The organism is Saccharopolyspora soli, from assembly GCF_022678645.1.
Taxonomy (GTDB): domain Bacteria; phylum Actinomycetota; class Actinomycetes; order Mycobacteriales; family Pseudonocardiaceae; genus Saccharopolyspora; species Saccharopolyspora soli.
The window spans coordinates 94,243-112,812 of sequence record NZ_JALBWV010000001.1 but is presented as its reverse complement, the minus strand read 5'-3'; the positions used below and the strand labels follow the sequence as shown (position 1 = coordinate 112,812).

Annotated in this window: 17 protein-coding genes and 1 pseudogene; 7 read left to right on the top strand and 11 right to left on the bottom strand. The window is 67.9% G+C overall.

Annotated features, from left to right (window positions below):
* Positions 1–94: 94 nt before the first annotated feature.
* From MOQ72_RS00455 to MOQ72_RS00445, 3 genes are all read left to right on the top strand, one after another.
* Positions 95–961 carry a Sco1979 family transcriptional regulator gene (locus MOQ72_RS00455; RefSeq protein WP_242179739.1) on the top strand — a complete coding sequence of 289 codons (867 nt, stop codon included), beginning with the start codon at positions 95–97 and terminating at the stop codon, positions 959–961.
* Positions 962–1,119: 158 nt separating this feature from the next.
* On the top strand, positions 1,120–2,154 hold the full coding sequence (locus tag MOQ72_RS00450) for a Dyp-type peroxidase (protein WP_242179738.1): 1,035 nt from the start codon (positions 1,120–1,122) through the stop codon (positions 2,152–2,154).
* The gene (locus MOQ72_RS00445; RefSeq protein ID WP_242179737.1) at positions 2,151–2,960 is read left to right on the top strand and encodes a family 1 encapsulin nanocompartment shell protein; all 810 of its coding nucleotides are present in this window, start codon (positions 2,151–2,153) and stop codon (positions 2,958–2,960) included. The genes MOQ72_RS00450 and MOQ72_RS00445 overlap by 4 nt, the downstream gene beginning before the upstream one ends.
* 153 nt (positions 2,961–3,113) lie before the next feature.
* Here the strand turns inward: MOQ72_RS00445 and MOQ72_RS00440 are convergent, their stop codons facing one another.
* From MOQ72_RS00440 to MOQ72_RS00390, 11 genes and pseudogenes are all read right to left on the bottom strand, one after another.
* The gene (locus tag MOQ72_RS00440) at positions 3,114–4,133 is read right to left on the bottom strand and encodes a M14 family zinc carboxypeptidase (RefSeq protein ID WP_242179736.1); all 1,020 of its coding nucleotides are present in this window, start codon (positions 4,131–4,133) and stop codon (positions 3,114–3,116) included.
* A gap of 83 nt (positions 4,134–4,216) precedes the next feature.
* Positions 4,217–5,851 carry an AMP-binding protein gene (locus tag MOQ72_RS00435; RefSeq protein ID WP_242179735.1) on the bottom strand — a complete coding sequence of 545 codons (1,635 nt, stop codon included), beginning with the start codon at positions 5,849–5,851 and terminating at the stop codon, positions 4,217–4,219.
* A gap of 4 nt (positions 5,852–5,855) precedes the next feature.
* Positions 5,856–6,731 carry an amidohydrolase family protein gene (locus MOQ72_RS00430; protein WP_242179734.1) on the bottom strand — a complete coding sequence of 292 codons (876 nt, stop codon included), beginning with the start codon at positions 6,729–6,731 and terminating at the stop codon, positions 5,856–5,858.
* A 224-nt stretch (positions 6,732–6,955) separates the two neighbouring features.
* Complete coding sequence (locus tag MOQ72_RS00425; protein ID WP_242179733.1) at positions 6,956–7,234, bottom strand: muconolactone Delta-isomerase family protein; 279 nt, start codon at positions 7,232–7,234, stop codon at positions 6,956–6,958.
* Between the two features lie 57 nt (positions 7,235–7,291).
* Entirely contained in the window at positions 7,292–7,999 is a 708-nt protein-coding gene (locus tag MOQ72_RS00420) for an alpha/beta hydrolase (RefSeq protein ID WP_242179732.1), read from the bottom strand.
* Entirely contained in the window at positions 7,996–8,859 is an 864-nt protein-coding gene (locus tag MOQ72_RS00415) for a class III extradiol dioxygenase subunit beta (RefSeq protein WP_504980033.1), read from the bottom strand. The genes MOQ72_RS00420 and MOQ72_RS00415 overlap by 4 nt, the downstream gene beginning before the upstream one ends.
* Before the next feature lies 1 nt (position 8,860).
* Positions 8,861–9,205, bottom strand: a complete 345-nt coding sequence (locus MOQ72_RS00410; RefSeq protein ID WP_242179730.1) for a protocatechuate 3,4-dioxygenase — start codon at positions 9,203–9,205, stop codon at positions 8,861–8,863.
* A 327-nt stretch (positions 9,206–9,532) separates the two neighbouring features.
* Positions 9,533–10,407 (bottom strand): annotated as a pseudogene (locus MOQ72_RS00405) (bifunctional 5,10-methylenetetrahydrofolate dehydrogenase/5,10-methenyltetrahydrofolate cyclohydrolase).
* A gap of 9 nt (positions 10,408–10,416) precedes the next feature.
* The gene (gene purU / locus MOQ72_RS00400; protein ID WP_242179729.1) at positions 10,417–11,289 is read right to left on the bottom strand and encodes a formyltetrahydrofolate deformylase; all 873 of its coding nucleotides are present in this window, start codon (positions 11,287–11,289) and stop codon (positions 10,417–10,419) included.
* On the bottom strand, positions 11,286–12,173 hold the full coding sequence (locus MOQ72_RS00395; RefSeq protein WP_242179728.1) for a methylenetetrahydrofolate reductase: 888 nt from the start codon (positions 12,171–12,173) through the stop codon (positions 11,286–11,288). Before MOQ72_RS00395 ends, purU begins: the two co-directional genes overlap by 4 nt.
* Before the next feature lie 33 nt (positions 12,174–12,206).
* A complete protein-coding gene (locus MOQ72_RS00390) occupies positions 12,207–13,562 on the bottom strand; it encodes an aminomethyl transferase family protein (protein WP_242179727.1) in 1,356 nt (451 codons plus the stop codon).
* Positions 13,563–14,074: 512 nt separating this feature from the next.
* Between MOQ72_RS00390 and MOQ72_RS00385 the strand changes: the two genes are divergently transcribed.
* The 4 genes from MOQ72_RS00385 (at position 14,075) to MOQ72_RS00370 (ending at position 18,488) form a co-directional block, all read left to right on the top strand.
* Complete coding sequence (locus tag MOQ72_RS00385) at positions 14,075–14,797, top strand: PIG-L deacetylase family protein (protein WP_242179726.1); 723 nt, start codon at positions 14,075–14,077, stop codon at positions 14,795–14,797.
* Entirely contained in the window at positions 14,794–15,489 is a 696-nt protein-coding gene (locus MOQ72_RS00380) for a 4-carboxy-4-hydroxy-2-oxoadipate aldolase/oxaloacetate decarboxylase (protein ID WP_242179725.1), read from the top strand. Before MOQ72_RS00385 ends, MOQ72_RS00380 begins: the two co-directional genes overlap by 4 nt.
* 91 nt (positions 15,490–15,580) lie before the next feature.
* The gene (ligM, locus tag MOQ72_RS00375; RefSeq protein WP_242179724.1) at positions 15,581–16,981 is read left to right on the top strand and encodes a vanillate/3-O-methylgallate O-demethylase; all 1,401 of its coding nucleotides are present in this window, start codon (positions 15,581–15,583) and stop codon (positions 16,979–16,981) included.
* A gap of 385 nt (positions 16,982–17,366) precedes the next feature.
* Positions 17,367–18,488, top strand: coding sequence for a 5-methyltetrahydropteroyltriglutamate--homocysteine S-methyltransferase (locus MOQ72_RS00370; RefSeq protein WP_242179722.1), 1,122 nt, complete (start codon positions 17,367–17,369; stop codon positions 18,486–18,488).
* The last annotated feature ends 82 nt before the right edge of the window (positions 18,489–18,570 follow it).

Sequence of the window (18,570 nt, the reverse complement as noted above, 5' to 3'; positions counted from 1 at the left end):
CGACCTGTGGCACGGCTCGGCTACTATCTCGGGCGTAACCTTCTGCTTCTGAATCGCAGCAGTGGGTGAAGGCCAGTGCAGCAGGAGGTCTCGCGTGGCCCCGGAAAGCGCCACGGGAAGCGGCCCAACCGCTCGCCGTCTCGTGCTGGGCAGCCAACTGCGCAGGTTGCGCGAGGCGACCGGAATCTCCCGCGAGGAAGCCGGATACGCCATCCGCGGTTCCGGATCGAAGATCAGCCGACTCGAACTGGGCCGGGTCGGCTTCAAGGAACGCGATGTCGCCGACCTGCTGACGCTCTACGGGGTGGCCGACCCGGAGGAACGCGAAACCTTCCTGGACCTGGTGCGCCGATCCAACGAACCGGGCTGGTGGTACAGCTTCAACGACCTGCTGCCGTCGTGGTTCCAGGACTACGTCGGCCTGGAGGAATCAGCTTCCCGGATCCAGACCTACGAGATCCAGTTCGTCCCCGGCCTGCTGCAGACCGAGAAGTACGCCCGCGCGGTCGCCGCCCAGGGACGTCCGGAATCCTCGCCGGAGGAGATCGACCGGCGGGTGCGGTTGCGCATGCAGCGCCAGAAGCTCTTCAGCCAGGCGAAAGCGCCGCGGTTGTGGGCGGTGATCGACGAGTCGGTGCTGCGCCGACCGATCGGCGGCCGGGAAGTGCTCCGCGAGCAGATCGAGCACCTGCTCCAAGTGACCACGATGCCGATGGTGTCGCTGCAGATCCTGCCGTTCGAACTCGGCCGGTCCGGCGCGGAGGGGTCCTACACCCTCCTCCGCTTCGCCGAATCGGAAATCCCCGACATCGTCTACCTGGAACACCTCTGCGGCGCCCTGTACCTGGACAAGCCCGACGAGGTCGAGGTGTACAGCAAGGTCACCCACCGGCTCACGGTCGACGCCCACACCCCGAACCAGACCCGCAAGATGCTCGCCAGCGCGCTCAAGGACAACTGAGCAGGCGCTGGCACTGCACGGCGGACCGCGTTCCCGATGGTTGAGGGACCAACGGCCCCTTCGGGATGCATCGCGCACCTCGTCGCAGCACGCTTGTGCTGGCCGATCCGTTGCGGCATCGGCACCTCCAGCACGATGCGACGATCGAGGGAGTGATGATGGCCCGAGGCGCGATTTCGCAGCCGGTGCTCAGCCCGCTGACCACCGCGGCCATCTTCCTCGTGGTCACGGTCGACTCGGGCCGCGAGCCGATCGCCCGCGAACTGCTGGCCGACCTGTCGGGGTTGCAGCGCGCCGTTGGTTTCGGAGCCCCCGAGGGCAGGCTGAGCTGCGTTGCCGGAGTGGGATCGCAGGCGTGGGATCGTCTGTTCAGCGGGCCGCGCCCGGCCGAACTGCACCCGTTCCGGGAGCTGACCGGCCCGCGGCATCGCGCCGTGTCCACTCCGGGGGACCTGCTCTTCCACATCCGGGCGATGCGGCTGGACCTGTGCTTCGGGCTCGCCAGCCAGATCATGGCGCGCCTGCGCGGGGCAGTGACGGTGCGTGACGAGGTGCACGGGTTCAAGTACTTCGACATCCGCGACCTGCTCGGATTCATGGACGGCACGGAGAACCCGGTCGGACCAGTGGCCAGCGCCGCGGTCCTCGTCGGCGACGAGGACCCGGATTTCACCGGTGGGAGCTACGTCATCGTGCAGAAGTACCTGCACGACCTGGACGCCTGGAACGCGCTTTCGACCGAGGCGCAGGAGAACGTCATCGGCCGCACCAAGCTGACCAACATCGAGTTGGACGACGCCGTCAAACCAGCGGATTCGCACGTCGCCATGACCACGATCACCGATCCCGACGGCACCGAGCGGCAGATACTGCGGGACAACATGCCCTTCGGCAACGTCGGACGAGGTGAGTTCGGCACCTACTTCATCGGGTATGCGAGCACGCCGGAGGTGACCGAGCAGATGCTGCGAAACATGTTCCTGGGCAATCCTCCGGCACGCCACGACCGCATCCTGGACTTCTCCACCGCCGTGACCGGAACGCTGTTCTTCGCACCGACCGCCGATTTCCTCGACGACCTCCCCGATCAACCGAAGACCGAAACCGACGCGGCCGGGCCAGCCCAGCGCCCGCGGGTCCCGACCGGCGGAAGCCTCGGGATCGGTGACCTGCACGGGAGGACAGCACCATGAACAACCTGCACCGCGAACTGGCCCCCATCTCGGACGCCGCCTGGGTCGACCTGGAGAACGAGGCGCGACGCACGTTCACCAGCTACGCGGCCGCCCGCCGACTCGTCGAGGTGCCCGAGCCGGGCGGGCTCGAACTGTCCGCAGTGGGGACCGGCCACTTGGACGCCGTCGACTCGCCGTCCGCGGGCGTGCACGCCCGCACGCGCCGCAGCCAACCGATCGTCGAGTTGCGGGTGCCCTTCACCGTCGATCGCCAGCAGGTCGACGACGTCGAACGCGGGGCCAAGGACGCCGACTGGCAGCCGGTGAAGGACGCCGCCCGGCAGATCGCGTTCGCCGAGGACCGCGCGGTGTTCGAGGGGTACGCCGCCGCCGGTATCGCGGGCCTGCGCGCCAGCTCGTCGAATCCGGAGCTGACACTACCGGCGGACGTGGCCGACTACCCCCGCGTCATCGGCGACGCACTGGCCGCGCTCCGACGGGCCGGTGTGGGCGGTCCCTACGGGCTGGCGCTCAGTGCCGCGGCCTACACCGCCGTCAGCGAGGCCGCCGACGATGGCTATCCGATGTACGAACGCCTCGCCCAACTGCTGGGCGAAACGATCATCTCGGCGCCCGCCATCGACGGGGCCTTCCTGCTGTCCACCCGCGGCGGCGACTTCGAACTGGACCTCGGCCAAGACGTCTCGATCGGCTACCTGCGGCACGACGAGACGAGCGTGCAGCTGTACTTCGAGGAAACGCTGACGTTCTTCGCGCATACGGCCGAGGCCGTGGTGGCGCTGCGTGCGACACCTCAGCCGTGACGGCCTGGTCACGGCTGACATGTGCGGAAAGCCCGCCGACCCAACGCGGACGAGAGCCCTTCGCGCGACCGGTGCCGGTCCGCGATTTTTGCGTTGGTCAGCGGGCTTTTCAGGCCGTCGGGCAACAGACCCGCAATCGGCTGTCGACGTACCTCAGTCGGAATGCGCGGCGCTGACCGCGGTGTTCTGCGGAATCGGCGCACCGCGCGGCGGGATCGCGTCGGCCTCGCCCGGATCGACGGTTCCCAGCGAACCGTCCGCCGCACTCCTGGCGATCGCCAGCATGGACTGCAGTGCCGAGGTGATCTGCGCTTGCTCGTGTTCCGCGCCCATGTCGCTGAGTTCGATGAGCACGCTGCCGCTGCCGAGCAGTCCGTAGGCGTTGCGGGCGATTCCCTGGTAATCGTCGCCGGGATACTGCGACACGTTGGCGCCGCCTTCGTTCATCGACCGTTGCGCCACCACCGCGATCTGCTTGGCCAGCGCGACGTCGTCCGCCGTCACGTCCGGGTGCGTCGGCCACATCAGCGACGCGGTGATTTCGCGACCCTGGTCGTCGAGGTAGCGGCCCTGCATGTGGTAGTCCACCACGATCTGCGGCTGGAACTCCGCGTAGTGCCGCTGGATCAGACCGGATTCGGTGGCCGGGTTGTCCTCGGGCGCGACCGCCGGATCGTGGTAGCGGTTGATGTCGTAGCCCTTGCCCGCCTCGCCGTATTCCGGATCCGCGTCGGGAGCGTAGTTGTACCGCCAGTTCTGCTCGTGGCCGTCGGGATTGGCCCGCACCACGATGTCCACAGTGACCTGCGACCGCAGCCACCGCTGGTCGCTGCTCTGCCCGACACCGACTTCGCGCAGGAATTCCAGCGCCGCGGGCGTGCCGAGCGGCTCATCGCCGTGCTGCTGGGTGATGTAGAGGATGCGCAACGGCCCGCCCCCCACCCGCGCGCTCCACACCGGCCTGCCCTGGTTGGACTTGCCGATCGGGGAAACCTGGATCTCGCCCCGGCTCCGCCATTGGAGTTCCAGCAGTTCCCGAGCGAGCTCAGCGGTGCTGGGCCTTGGATCGACCCCGCCGCCGCGCTGGGCGGCCTGAGAAGGCACAACGAATCCCACCACCGCGAGAACGGCGACGAGAACGGACAACAGCGCAAAGCGCATAGACTTCGCCATGGGCCAGGAGTTTGCCTGCCCGTACGGCCGTACCACAAGATCCGTTCAGCGCAACGAACGATCCACGTCTCGGCGGTCGAGCACTACCGCGCGGTCGGTTTGGTGTTGGCTTCGATGGTTTTCCTGGCCCAGGACACCTCTACCTTGCCGGATGGTGTTCGGGGCAGCCTGGGTAGCAGCACTACGTCGCGGGGCACCTTGTACCCAGCCAGGTTGCGGCGGACCCAATTCTGGATCTCCTGTTCCGTCAGCTCTTCGTTCGCCGTCGCGACCACGGCCGCGACTCGTTCGCCCCAGGTCTCGTCCGCGACACCGACGACGACACCATCGGTCACGTCCGGGTGGGTCAGCAGCGCGTCCTCGACTTCCTGGGGGTAAACCTTCTCGCCGCCGGTGTTGATGACCCCCGATCCCCGGCCGAGGAAGCGGATGGCACCGTCGGCGGAGATCTCGGCGAAATCCCCTGGGATCGCGTAGCGAACCCCGCCGATGACGCGGAACGTGGCGGTCGTCTTGGCCGTGTCCTTGTAGTAGCCGAGCGGAATCGGGCCGCTGTAGGCCAGCACGCCCTTCTCCCCGCTGCCGGGCACGACCTCCCTGTCGTCGGCCCCGATGACCTTCGTGGCGGGCACCGGGAAGAAACGGGCTGGCAAGTCATCGACGGACGAGGTGATCGCGAAGGCGAAGGGGCCGCCCTCGCTTGAGGCGATCGCATCGCTGATCGTGACGTCGGCTCGTTCGTGCAGGGCGCGTTTGAGCTGGTCGCTGAACGCCGTGCCGGAGCTGAGGACCGACTTCAGCGAGCTGAGATCATGCGGCGTCCCGGCCCGTTCGGCGGCGACCAAGTCGTCGACCAGCGGCTGGCACACCGCGTTTCCCGCGACGATGATCCGCCCGACGCGCTGTTCGGCGACGGTCTCCCAGATATGCCGCGGGTTGAGCCTGCCGGGGCGCGCGGTGATGATACGGCCACCGACCAGCAGGGATGCCAGCGAGTTGAAGAACCCGGTGCCGTGCATCAGCGGGACGATCGGCATCGTCGCGGGAGCCTGGCCACGCTGGTGCGCCGCGACGGCGATCTCGACCGCCTCGTCAAGCGTCGAAGGCAGTGCGTCGACTCCGAGCGGCCGGTAGGTCGCGACGGCGATCGAGTGCAGCAGGTCGGCCTGCCGCCAGATCACGCCTTTCGGCTTCCCGGTGGTGCCGCCGGTGTACATGAAGATCTGGTCCGACCCCGGACGTTCCTCCGCCGGGCGCGCCTCGGTCGCCGCGAGCAGGTCCGCGAGCTCGACGACCTCGGGTCCCGGCCGGTCGGCGGGCGCGGCACCCACCCGGACCAACAGGCGCAAGGTCGACACGTGCTGCACGGCGTGGGTCACGTTCGCGGCGAGTTCGCCGCTGAAGACGAGCGCTGCCGCGTCGGCGTCGGTGAGCAGCGCGGACAGCTCGTCCTGGGTGTAGCGGTAGTTCGCATTGATGGGGACCGCGCCGATCTTCAGCGCGGCGAACACGGTTTCGAGGTACGCGGCCCCGTTGTACTGGTAGCACGCCACCTTGTCGCCGGGGCCGATGCCGGTGTCGGCCAGCGCCGCGGCCAGCCGTGCGGAGCGCTGCTCGAACTCCGCGTACGTGTAGTCCCGACCGGGCTCGGAGATGGCGACGGCGTCGGGCATCCGGCGGGCAACGGCTTCCCAGATGGTCCCGTAGGAGACGTCCACCGGATCAGCCCTCCTTCGCCGCGTCGAGGCCGAACAGGCGGATCGCGTTCTCCTTCAGGATCAGCGGGCGGACCTCGTCCTTGAGGTCGAGCTTGGCGAAATCCCTCAGCCACCGGTCCGGCGAGAGCGCGGGGAAGTCGGAGCCGAACAGCATCTTGTGCTTCAGCAGCGAATTCGCCTGCACGACGAGCTGCGGCGGGAAGTACTTCGGCGACCACCCGGACAGATCGATGTAGACCTGCGGCTTGTGCCCCGCCACGGCCAGCGCCTCGTCCTGCCACGGAACCGAGGGATGCGCGATGATGATCGGCATGTCGGGGAAGTCCACCGCGACATCGTCCAGGTGGATCGGGTTGGAGTACTTCAGCCGGATTCCCCCGCCGCCGCGCTGCCCGGCACCGACCGCCGTCTGCCCACTGTGAAATATGGTGGGCAGACCGGCCTCGGCGATCACCTCGTACAGCGGGTAGGCCGCCGGGTCGTTTGGGTAGAAAGCCTGGCTGCTGGGGTGGAACTTGAAGCCCCGGACCCCGTGGTCGGAGATGAGCCTGCGCGCCATCCGGACACCGGCGGCACCTCGCCCCGGATCAACGCTGGCGAACGGGATCAGGGTGTCCTGGTGCTCGGCGGCCTGTTCGGCGATCTCCTCGTTGGACACCCGCAGCCCATCGCCGGTCCGGGTGATCGAATCGACCGTGAACACCACGGCCGCCATTTGCCGCTCGCGGTAGAAGTCGGCCAACTCCGGCACGGTCAGCTCCGGAATCGAGCCGAACACCCCGGCCAAGGAGTCCGCCGAGGCACCCGTCCGCTCCTGCTCCGCGACCGAGGCGAGAACATGGGCGTGCACATCGATCGCGGTCAGGCGGCTGGTATCCATATCGGCGCTCCCCGTCGAGTCGGTCCGACAGCCGCGTTTCATGGTAGGAATCCGCGGAGTTCGAAGACACAGCTCAATGACTCAGCCAGCTCGGCAATCAGCCGCACAACAGCCGCGACAAATGACGTAGATCTCGCCCCTGAGCAGCGATGCCGCCGAACAGGGGTGTCCGTCGCGGCTTCGCGGTCCTCGTCGAGGACTGCGTCCGAAGTGGACGGTAGCGGCTACTTCCGCTCTTGCGGATGGGTGGCGAGCGCCTCGACGGTCACGTCCATCCACTTCCACATCGGCAGCGAGGTCAACGCGTCGTGCAGCGCGGCCGGGTCCTCCGCCTCGTAGAGCCCGACAGTGGCGTTGCGGCCCGGAACCCGCCAGAGCCGCTTGAGGATTCCCGCCTCGCGGAGTTGCTGCGCGCGTTCGCGTTCGCCCTTGCGGAGCTGTTCGCGGGTCTCGTCCGGTGTGTCGGCCGGGAGGAGGTTTTCGGTGCGGACCAGGAATTCCATCGTCTCTCCAGGTTCTCGGTTCGGCCGATGATCAGGGCCTGGGCGGACTGGCCGCGCTCACGATGCGCGCACTTCCAGCAGCAGCTCGGCCAACTCCTTGGCGGCGGTGACCATGGCCTCGTGACCGGTGGCGATGTGGTGCACCGGCCAGCCGCGAGCCGCGGCCCGCTCCGCGTGCGTCTGGAACACCCGCATCCAGTCGGTGCATTCGACGAAGGCCGCCGCGACGCCGTCCGCGGCCCCGGTCAGCCGCAGCGGTTCGGTGTAGGTGAGCCAGGGGTGCGGCGTCAGGCGGGGCGTCAGCCAGTCCACATCGGACTGCTCGGTGACCCCGAGCACCTGCAGGGAGCGCACCGGGATGAGCCAGCCGAACCCCGGCCCGGCCACCGACTCCCGGTAGTGCTCCGCCACCGTCTCGGGCTGGAGGTCGATCGCGGCGTCCCCGTCGTCGCCGACGAACGCGTCGAGGTAGACGCGCTTGGCCAGGCGTTGCGGGATCCGGTCCGCGACACCGCTGATGACCTGTCCGGCGTAGCTGTGGCCGACCAGCACGACGTCCCGCGCGTCGTACGCCTCGATGAGCGCTACGACGTCCTGGACGTGCGTGCTCAGCCCGACCGACGGGTTGAGCAGGTGTGCGCGATCGCTGAGGCCGGTCAGCGTCGGGGCGTGCACCTCGTGACCGGCAGCGCGCAGCAGAGGAGCCACCCGCTGCCAGACCCAACCGCCGTGCCAGGCTCCGTGCACCAGAACGAAAGTGCTCACGCGGCCACCGATCCCTTTCCCGCGTCGCCGAGGTCCTCGAACAGCGCCAGCCCCGCCGCCGTGTTGGAGGCGGGCACGTGGTAGGTGTCGTGGATCCGGGCGATTTTCTCGCTCATCGCCGCGCGCATGACCAGCCACATGATGAGCTCGATGCCTTCGGTGCCCGCCTCGCGGATGTAGTCCTCGCGGGTCAGCGCGGTCAGCTTCGCCGGATCGGACTCGATGGCTTCCAGGAACATCCGGTCGAACTCGGTGTTGATCAGACCAGCGCGTGCGCCAGCCAACTGGTGCGACATGCCGCCGGTGCCGAACACCGCGACCTTCAGGTCCTGCGGGAACGACCGGATCGCACGTCCCAGCGCCTCGCCCAGCGCGTAGCAGCGGGCAGCGGTCGGCTGGGGGTACTGGATGACGTTGACGAGCACCGGAACGACGGCGCACGGCCAGGCATCACCCGGCTCGGGGCAGTAGATCGACAGCGGCACGGTCAGTCCGTGGTCCACGTCGAGCTGGTGGAAGGTGGCGATGTCGAACGATTCGTCCATCAGCTCGCGGATCAGGTGCTCGCTCAGCTCCGGCGCACCGACGACCTGGGGCACCGGCCGACGGCCCCAGCCCTCGTCGGCCACGTCGTAGGACTCGGCCGTGCCGATCGCGAAGGTCGGCACCAGGTCCAGGTCGACGGCGTTGGCGTGGTCGTTGTACACGATCACGGCGACATCCGGCCGGTGCTCGGCCATCCAAGCCCGCGCTGGCGCGTAGCCGTCGAACAGCGGCTTCCAGTACTCGTCCTCGGTCTTGTGATTGTCCATCGCTGCCCCGATGGACGGCACGTGCGAGGTCGCCAGACCCCAGATCACCTCAGCCAAACTTCCGCCCTCCCGAGCGCATCGCCGCAGCGAACTCCTCGGCCGTCATCCCGGTGAACACACCACCGAGGTACTGCATCGACTTCTGGTCCATCATGGCGAGCTTGAACGTGTAGAAGATGGACGCGCCGAGGTCCAGCATGCCGGTCCAGTCGCGTTCGAGGATCGCCTTCTTCTGCTCGGCGGAAAGCCCGTACTCATCGCAGTAGGCGGCCTCGTCCGCGCTGAACCGCGCACGGTTCTCGGCGTGCTTGAACGACCCGCACATCCGGTTGAGCGCCAAGCCCCGCCGGTTCTGCGCCAGATCGAGAACGTAGTCGTCTTTCGCCTTTCCCATGTCCCCTCCCTCACGGAGTCCGGGATGTCGCTGTGAGCTCTCGCGGATCGGCGCGCGGGGTGCTGTTCAGCCGCTCGTCCTTCCAATACCAGCGCCCGACCGGTTCGGGCCCGTCCCGGACCCGGTCGCACCAGCATTCGCCGTGCCGGTGCGCGCCCGCCTGCCGCACCAAGTGGCGGACGCGTTCGCCCACAACCGACGGCCGGGTGTTCCGGTGCTCGGTCCTCGCCGACCGTCGGGCGTTCGATCCGTCGAAATGGTAACCGCGGTAACCAGATTCGAGAACATCGTCGAGCTGACCCGGGAACAGCGAGCCGGGACAGTCGATCACGGCGCAGCTCCCCACCAGCTGGCCTCCTGGCGCCCGGCTTCATGGTCGCGGGCTGCCCTGATCGTCTGCGCGAGGAGGGTGGCGATGGTCATGGGCCCGACACCGCCGGGCACCGGGGTGATGAACGAGGCCCGCTCCGCCGCCGCCGCGTATTCGACGTCGCCGGTGTTGTCCGCGTAGCCAGCGTCGACCACCACGGCACCGGGCGTGATCCACTCGCCGCGGATCAGCTCCGGGCGACCGACCGCGGCGACGAGCACATCCGCTTCGGCGACGTAGTCGGCCAGCCCGGTGGTCCGGGAATGGCAGTAGGTGACCGTCGCGTCGCGGGCCAGCAGCAGCATGCCGACCGGCTTGCCGAGGATGGGGCTGCGCCCGACGACGACGGCGTGCTTGCCCGCCAGCGGAATGTCGTAGGCGTCCAGCAACGCCATGATCCCGCCAGGTGTCGCCGAGTGGAAACCGCCCTCGTCGAAGGCCATCGTCGCGAACGACGTGCGCGTGACCCCGTCGACGTCCTTGGCCGCGGCGATCGCCTCGAACGCCGCGCGTTCGTCGATCTGCTCGGGCACCGGGTGCTGGAGCAGGATCCCGTCCACGGCCGGATCGTCGGACAGTTCCCGGATCTGGCGCACAGCGCGCCGGTCGTGATGTCCGCGTCGAGTTCGATCCGGCGGGACTGCATCCCGACGTTCGCGCAGCGGTTCGCCTTCATGCGGACGTATGTTTGGGACGCGGGATCGTCGCCCACGAGCACCGTCGCCAGCACCGGTACGCGCCCGTGTTCGGCGACGAATTCCGCGACCTCTTTCTGCACGCGGTCAAGGATCGTCGCCGAAACAGCGCGTCCGTCCAATATTTGTGCGGTCACTCGTTCTCCTCAGAACACGACTGTGGTGGTGCCGTCCCTGATGACGCGGTCGTCACAATGCCACGCGACCGCTCGCGACAGGACCAGCCGCTCGACGTCCGCACCCTTGCGTTGCAGGTCGCGCACCGACTCCTGGTGAGACACGCGGATGACGTCCTGCTCGATGATCGGCCCCTCGTCGAGGTCTTCGGTGACGTAGTGCGCCGTCGCACCGACCAGTTTCACCCCGCGCTCCTTCGCCCGCTGGTAGGGACCAGCGCCCATGAAGGCCGGGAGGAACGAGTGGTGGATGTTGATCACCGGCACGTCCAGTTCGTCCAGGAAGTCCCCGGAGATGATCTGCATGTACCGCGCGAGCACCAGCAGGTCGACGTTGCCCTTGAGCAGGTTGAGCTGCTCCTTCTCGGCGCTGGCCTTGTCGTCCTTTGCCACCGGCACGTGGAAGAACGGGATGCCGAACTGCCGCACGTCATCGCCGAGATCGGGGTGGTTGGAGATGACCATCGGGACGTTCATGAGCAGCTCGCCGCGCCGCTGCCGCCAGAGCAGGTCGAGCAGGCAGTGGTCGGCCTTGGACACGAAGATGGCCACCCGCTTGCGCCGCTTGGCCTCGACCAGCCGGTAGGTCAGGCCCAGGTCGTCGGTCAGCCGCTGCTCCAGCGCCCGGTTCAATTCGCCGAGGTGCGCGGACAGACCCGCGAGGTGGAAGACCGTGCGCTGGAAGAACCGCCCGCTCGACGGGTCGCTGGAGGACTGGTCCAGCGCGACGATGTTCGCGCCCTGCTCGGCCAGGACCGACGACACCGTCGAGACGATTCCCGGTCGGTCCGCGCCCTGCACGATCAGACGGCCGTAGTCCTCGGCGGCGCTGTTCCCGATCATCGCCGATCACTCCCCTCGGCAGCTGAGGCGAGCAGTTCCTGCCGCCATGCCTCGGTCCTGCGGAGTTCGTTGAACGTGAAGATGTGCAACCCGCGGATGTTGTTGCGGACCTTGGGCAACGCGGTGCCCAGCCGCTTGGCCAGTTTCGTCGGGTGGTAGCCGCCCGGCAGCAGGAACCGCCACAGCAGGCTTTGCTGCTTCTGCAGGAAGCGCGCCGACTGGCCGAGCCCGAGCCCTGCCGAGATCCGCATCAACTTCTGCCGGTTCACCGGACCCGGAATCCCAACGTACACGGGCAGTTCGACGCCCGCAGCGGCGATGCGCGCGGCCCACGCGCTCGTCGTGGTGGCGTCGAAGCAGATCTGGGTCAGCACGCGGGTGGCCAACGGCGCCTTCTGCTTCAACGCGAGCTCGATGGCTTCCTGCGGGATCGCGCCGTGCCCTTCCGGATACCCGCCGATGCCCACCTCCTGGAACGGGTGGTGCGCCGCCTCCATCGCTTGCAGCAGCGAGTACGCGTCGGGGAACGCGCCCACGGGCTCGGGCGCATCACCGCCGATGACGAAGACGGACTTCACCCCGGACTCGCCGAGCCGGGCCACCACGTCCTGGACGTGTGCGGCGTCGATGAACAACCGGGCGGGCAGGTGCGGCGCGACGCAATAGCCCAGCCGCAGCAGGCGCTCGGTGAGATCCAGCGTGGTGTCCATCCCCTTGGCCTCGGTCACCGTGACGGTGAGCGGGACCGTGGTGGGCACGTGGGTGAGCACGTCCTGCTCGGTCTTCTTGAACGGCATCACCTCGTAGCTGATGTTGCGCACCAGTTCCGCCAGATCGGAGCGCCGACGCGAGCCGTCGGCGACCTCCTCGCGGGAGTTCGTCATTTCTCCTCGATCCCGGTAGGAATTGGCCAAAGTTCAGGACTTGCGGTAGGAGTCGCGGATTTCCCGGACATAAGGAGCGGGAGCGACGGTGGCCCGGACCTCGACCTGCCGGTGCCGCTCGACCGCTGGTTTGGTGGAGTTGGGCTGCTCGCCCCACACGACCGCGACTTCGGTGCCCGGCTCGGCGGCGGTCACGTCGACCGTCGCCAGCGAGACGAAGTCCTGCTCGTTGGCGAGGTAGCCGAGGTCCAGCGAGATGCCCACCGGCGCTCCGTCCCGCAGCACCTGGTCGGCTTGGAAGAACGCGTAGCGGGCCTTCGGCATTTCGATGAACTTGGCCGGAATGCCCGGTTCGCACAGCGACCGCATCGCGGCGGCGACGTCCTCGGCGTTCCAGACGAGGGTCACCTTGCGGTGGCGCGCGTTGGCGGCGATCCCTTCCAGCGCTTCCCGGCCCAGGAAGTCGTGGTCGAACTTGACCGCGCGCCCGTAGCCGATGTCGTACGGGGTGACGTAGTAGTCGGTGATGTCGGCGGAATCCACGCTGCCGCCCAATGATCCGAGCGCGTCCGCGGCGAGCCACTCGCGGTATCCGCGCATTTCGGGCCCGAAGATCGCCGGTACCGCGGTGGGAATCCACCCCGACTCCAGGTTGGCCGTCGAGTACGCCTTGGCGCCAGCGCGGACGAGGCCGAATTCCTCGCCCGCGGCCAGAATCGCCGACAGCACCGCCGCGCCCTCGGCCCACGGGCCGAACAGCTCGAAACCGGGCTGACCCGCCATGCCGTGGCGCAGTGCGCGGACGCGGTGCCCGGCGATGCCGAACTCGGTCATGTGGAAGAACCCCACGTCCGGCAACGGTGCGTCGATCAGCTTCTCGACCAGCGGTTTCGCGGTAGGTCCCTGCAACTCGCAGCGATAGTTCTTCGGGGGCCCCGACGGCCGGTCGTAGGAGTTCTCGTCGCGCTCGATCCGGACGTCGTAGTCGCCGGTTTCCGCGTTGTACTGCAACCAGTTGAGCACCGTCGGATGGCCGACGACGTCGAACAGCTCGTCGTCCAGGTGGAAGAGGATGGCGTCGCCGATGAAGTACCCGTCCTGGTTCGCCGCCACGTACTGCTTCGCCTTGCCGGGCGCGAAGTTCGCGAAGGAGTTGACCCCGAAATCGGTCAGCAGCCGCAGCGCGTCCTTGCCGTTGAGGTACAGGTCGGTCATGTGGTGCGACTGGTCGAACAGCGCGCACGAGGTGCGCCAGGCACGCTGCTCGGAGCGCCAGTTGGTGAACTCCGGGGCGACGGGGAACGTGTGCGGCCGAACGGTCGAGTTGCGCAGCAGCTCGAGCGGCGACCCGACGCGCCGGATCGCGGCCTCCAGGCTCTCAACACCCATGACGTCCCTCCTGCGGCCGAACCCGTGGTCCGGGTGCTCCGGATCGGCAACACCGCCGGTAGCCAGTAGAGCCGACCGAGCACCGCGTTTCCTCCGGCATCGAGGCCGAGTTGACCGCGACAAATGACCCGATCGCGCGGGCGACTCGCCGTAGGCCGGTGTCGCGCATCAGCGGCTCCTGCTGCCCGAATCGACTCGACGACCCTTTGCTCGCGATGCCCGCCATGTGCAGAATGCGGAGATCTTCTCGCGGGCACGCCGACGACTCGTGGGTGCCGGACGGCAGCCCCGCCACCGACCCGAGCCGGTCTTCCCGCGTTCTCACCCGAATCACGCTATTGACAGCGGTAAAGCCGCCAAAACAGGCTGATGTCGGCTCTCGCGGGGTCAATCCGCTGGCCTCGGGTGAGTCAAATGACGTAGCGCAGACCGGACTGCGGGACCTCACAACCCGTCTCCCGGCCTCCTACTGTCCTTCGTGAGTGCCGAAGACGACCCAAGGAGATACCGGAATGAGTTCGTTACTGGTGGTCAGCGCGCACGCCGGTGACTTCGTCTGGCGTGCGGCGGGCGCGATCGCCCTGGCCACCAGCCGTGGCCAACGGGCGAAGGTGCTGTGCCTGAGCTTCGGCGAACGCGGCGAGTCGGCCAAAGCCTGGCGCGAGGGCAAGTCGCTTGAGCAGATCAAGGCGATCCGGCGCGAGGAGGCCACGAACGCGGCGAACGCGCTGGGTGCGGAGATCGAGTTCTTCGACGCCGGGGACTACCCGCTGCGGGAGTCCGACGAGCTGATCGACCGGATCGTGCACGTGTACCGCGAGGTGAACCCGGCGGTCGTGCTCACCCATCCGCTGGTCGACCCCTACAACCAGGACCACCCCGCCGCGGCCCGGATGGCGCTGCAGGCCCGAGTGCTGGCGCAGGCCGTCGGCTACGACGCTCCCGGCGAGCCGCTGGGCGCCCCGCCGGTGTTCTTCTTCGAACCGCACCAGCCCGAACAGTGCGACTTCAAGCCGAACGTGCTGCTGGACATCACGTCCGTGTTCGACACCAAGCGCAAGGCGATGGAATGCCTGCCCGCGCAGCAGCACATGTGGGACTACTACACCGATCTCGCCAAGCGCCGCGGCGTGCAGGTCAAGCGCAACGCGGGCCCGAACCTCGGGATGCCGCACAACACGATGGGCGAGGCATACATGCGCCTCTACCCGCAAGTGACCGAGGAGCTCGCATGAGAACGGTCGTCGTCACCAACCCGCCCCGCGCCGCCATCGAAAAGGTGGACAAACTGGCGGAATACGGCGTAGCGACGGTGCACGAAGCGCTCGGCCGAACCGGGTACCTCGGTCCGGAGCTGCGTCCGGTGCACCTCGGCTCGCGCATCGGCGGCACCGCGGTGACCGTGCTGTGCTGGCCCGGCGACAACCTGATGATCCACGCCGCCGTCGAGCAGTGCCAGCCCGGTGACGTCCTCGTCGTCACCAGCACCTCCCCCAACACCGACGGCATGTTCGGCGAACTGTTCGCCACCGCGCTCCAAGTCCGCGGGGTGCGCGGCCTCGTCACCGAAACCGGCGTCCGCGACGTCGCCGACCTGCACGCCATGGGCTTCCCGGTGTGGACCGCGGCGGTCAGCGCCCAGGGCACTGTCAAGGCGACTGCTGGCGCGGTGAACGTACCGATCACGGTCAGCGGACAGCTGATCCGCCCCGGTGACGCGGTGCTCGCCGACGACGACGGCGTCATGGTCGTGCCACGGCAGGACGTCGACCGCGCACTCGACGCGGCACAGGCACGCGTCGACAAGGAAGAGGCGTCGCGGCAAGCGTTCCGCAACGGCGAACTCGGGCTCGACCGCTACGGCCTGCGCGCCAAGCTGGCGGAACTGGGCGTCGAGTACGTAACCGCCGAAGAGTACGGCCTCTGACCGCTTCCCGGAGAGCCGACCACAGTTCGCCCCCACGGCCTGCGCTGCTCGAAGCCCGGGGGAATCGACCTCGTACACGAACGGATAGCACATGAGCGCGAAGAACCTGCAGGAAGTCCTGGACCAGACCGGAAATACGGTCGAACTGCTCCGCAACTCGCAGCTCGGGGCCTACATCTACCCGGTGGTCCCGGCGGAGTTCACGAACTGGCGCCGCGAGGTGATCGCCTGGAACAAAACGGCGGTGCTGTTCGACCAGACGCACCACATGGTCAACCTGTTCATCTCCGGCCCGGACGCGCTGCGGTTGCTCTCCGACACCGGGATCAACAGCACGGCGAAGTTCCCGGTGGACACGGCGAAGCAGTTCGTCCCGGTCTCCCCCGAGGGAGGCGTCATCGGCGACGGCATCCTGTTCCGGCTCGCGGAGGAGGAGTTCGTCTTCGTCGGTCGTGCCCCGGTCGCCAACTGGCTGACCTACCAGGGCGGCAAGGGCTACCAGGTCGACATCCGCCAGGACCAGCGCTCGCCCTCGCGGCCCTACGGCAAGCCGGTCACGCGCGACCTGTGGCGCTTCCAGATCCAGGGACCGAACGCGTGGCCGGTCATCGAGAAGGTCAACGGCGGCCCGGTCGAGCAGGTGCGCTTCTTCCGGATGGGCCACCTGAACGTGGCAGGCGAGCGGGTCCGCACCCTGCGCCACGGCATGGCCGGGGCACCGGGTCTGGAGCTCTGGGGTCCCTACGAGAGCTACGACAAGGTGCGTGACGCCATCCTCGAAGCCGGGCGCGAGTTCGGCCTGGAGCCAGCGGGCGCGCGGGCGTACTCGTGCAACACCCTGGAGTCGGGCTGGATCCCGTCACCCCTTCCGGCGGTCTACACCAGCGAGGAGCTCCGCCCGTACCGCGAGTGGCTGGGCGCGGACAGCTACGAAGCGACGAACGCCCTGGCTGGCAGCTTCGTGTCCGACAAGATCGAGGACTACTACCTGAACCCGTGGGAGCTGGGCTACGGCTCGTTCGTCAAGTTCGACCACGACTTCGTGGGGCGCGACGCGCTCGCGGCGATCACGCCGGAGACCCAGCGCCGCAAGGTGACCCTCGCCTGGAACGCTGAGGACGTCACGAAGCTCCTGGCCTCGCCGTTCAACCTGAACGGCCCCGACTACCAGTTCTTCGACCTGCCCAACGCCAACTACGGATCGTCGAACTTCGACTCCGTCCTGGACGCCGACGGCAACCTGGTCGGGCTGTCCCTGTTCACCGGGTACAGCGCGAACGAGCGCACCGCGCTCTCGCTGGCGACGGTGAACCCCGACGTCCCGCTGGGCGCCGAGGTGACGGTGATGTGGGGAGAGCCCGGCGGAGGTTCCCGCAAGACAACCGTCCAGCCCCACGAACAGCTGGCAGTGCGCGCGGTGGTGAGCCCGGCACCGTACTCGGCGATGGCCCGCGAGACCTACCGCCCCGGATGGCGCACCGCCGCGGTTTGAGATTCTTTGAACTCATTTTGCGTAGCGGTGCAGGTAGCGGAACCTCAGAAGTCTTCTCGGTCCGGGATCCCCGACATCATGTATGTCCAATACACCACGTCGAGGCTGTCCTCCCGAGATAGCTCAGGGTGCGGGGTGTCCCCGCATGGCACCGCTGAGAACCCGCGGCGGTGCCGGATGCAAGGGTGGGCTAAGCGGCTGCGCCGCTTCAAAGACAAAAGTAAATACAGGAACCCAGCGTAACTTCGTGCACTGACTACCACGAAGACCAGCCCACCGCTGGTCAGGTGGCAGGGGCAGTTTCCTGCGACCCGACCAGCCAGTTGCCGAAGGCGAAACGCCGCGTGGTCAACCGATACCCAACCGAGATCTGGGAGGACACGACATGACCGACCGCACCCGGCCGCCGTTCCGCGCCGACCACGTCGGAAGCCTGTTGCGGCCACCGGAAATCGTCGCCGCCCGGCAGCAGCGCGCCAATGGCGAGATCAGCGCCGAACAGCTCCGCGCCGTCGAAGACGACGCCATCCGAGCTGCCGTGCGCAAGCAGGAGGAGATTGGGCTGCGCTCGGCGACCGACGGCGAGTTCCGCAGGACGACGTGGCACATGGACTTCATCCACCAACTCGGCGGCATCGGCACCACGGCGGGAACGCGCTCGGTGCGGTTCCAGAACGCGGGCGGCGACACCATCGAATGGACGCCGGACGCGCTGCGGGTGACCGAGCGAATCCACCTCGACCACACGATCTTCGGCGCGGACCACACCACGCTGCGCGGGATGGTCACCACCGCCGAGCCGAAGCAGACCATCCCCTCCCCCAGCATGGTGTTCTACCGGGGCGGCCGATCGGCCATCGACGAGACCATCTACCCGGAGCTCGACGACTTCCACACCGACCTCGCCGCCGCGTACGCCGCCGAACTGCGCGGCATGTACGACCTGGGCTGCCGCTACCTGCAACTGGACGACACCAGCCTGGCCTACCTCAACGACCCGAAGCAGCGGGCCATGTTGGCCGAACTGGGCGGCGACCCGGAAACCCAACACCTGGTGAACATCCGGCAGATCAACGCAGCCATCCGGGACCGCCCGGACGACCTGGCGGTCACGGTCCACCTGTGCCGCGGCAACTACCGCTCCTCGTGGGTCGCCGAAGGCGGCTACGACTACGTCGCCGAAGCGCTGTTCACCGAACTCGACGTGGACGGCTTCTTCCTGGAGTTCGACGACGAGCGTTCCGGGGGCTTCGAGCCACTGCGCTTCCTGCCACCCGGAAAACAGGTGGTGCTCGGGCTGATGACAACGAAGACGGGTGTCCTGGAGAGCAAGGACGACCTCAAGCACCGAATAGACCAAGCGGCGAAATTCGTCCCCCTCGACCAGCTGTGCATCTCCCCCCAATGCGGTTTCTCCTCCACAGTGGACGGAAACGAGATCACGGTCGATCAGCAGTGGGCCAAGCTCGCCCTCCTGGTCGAGGTGGCCGAAGAAGTCTGGACCTGACCGCCGCACGGGACCAGTGACGCATGACTCGGCTCCGCAGCGACATTTGTCGCTCGTACTGACGCTACGAGCTACGTACCGT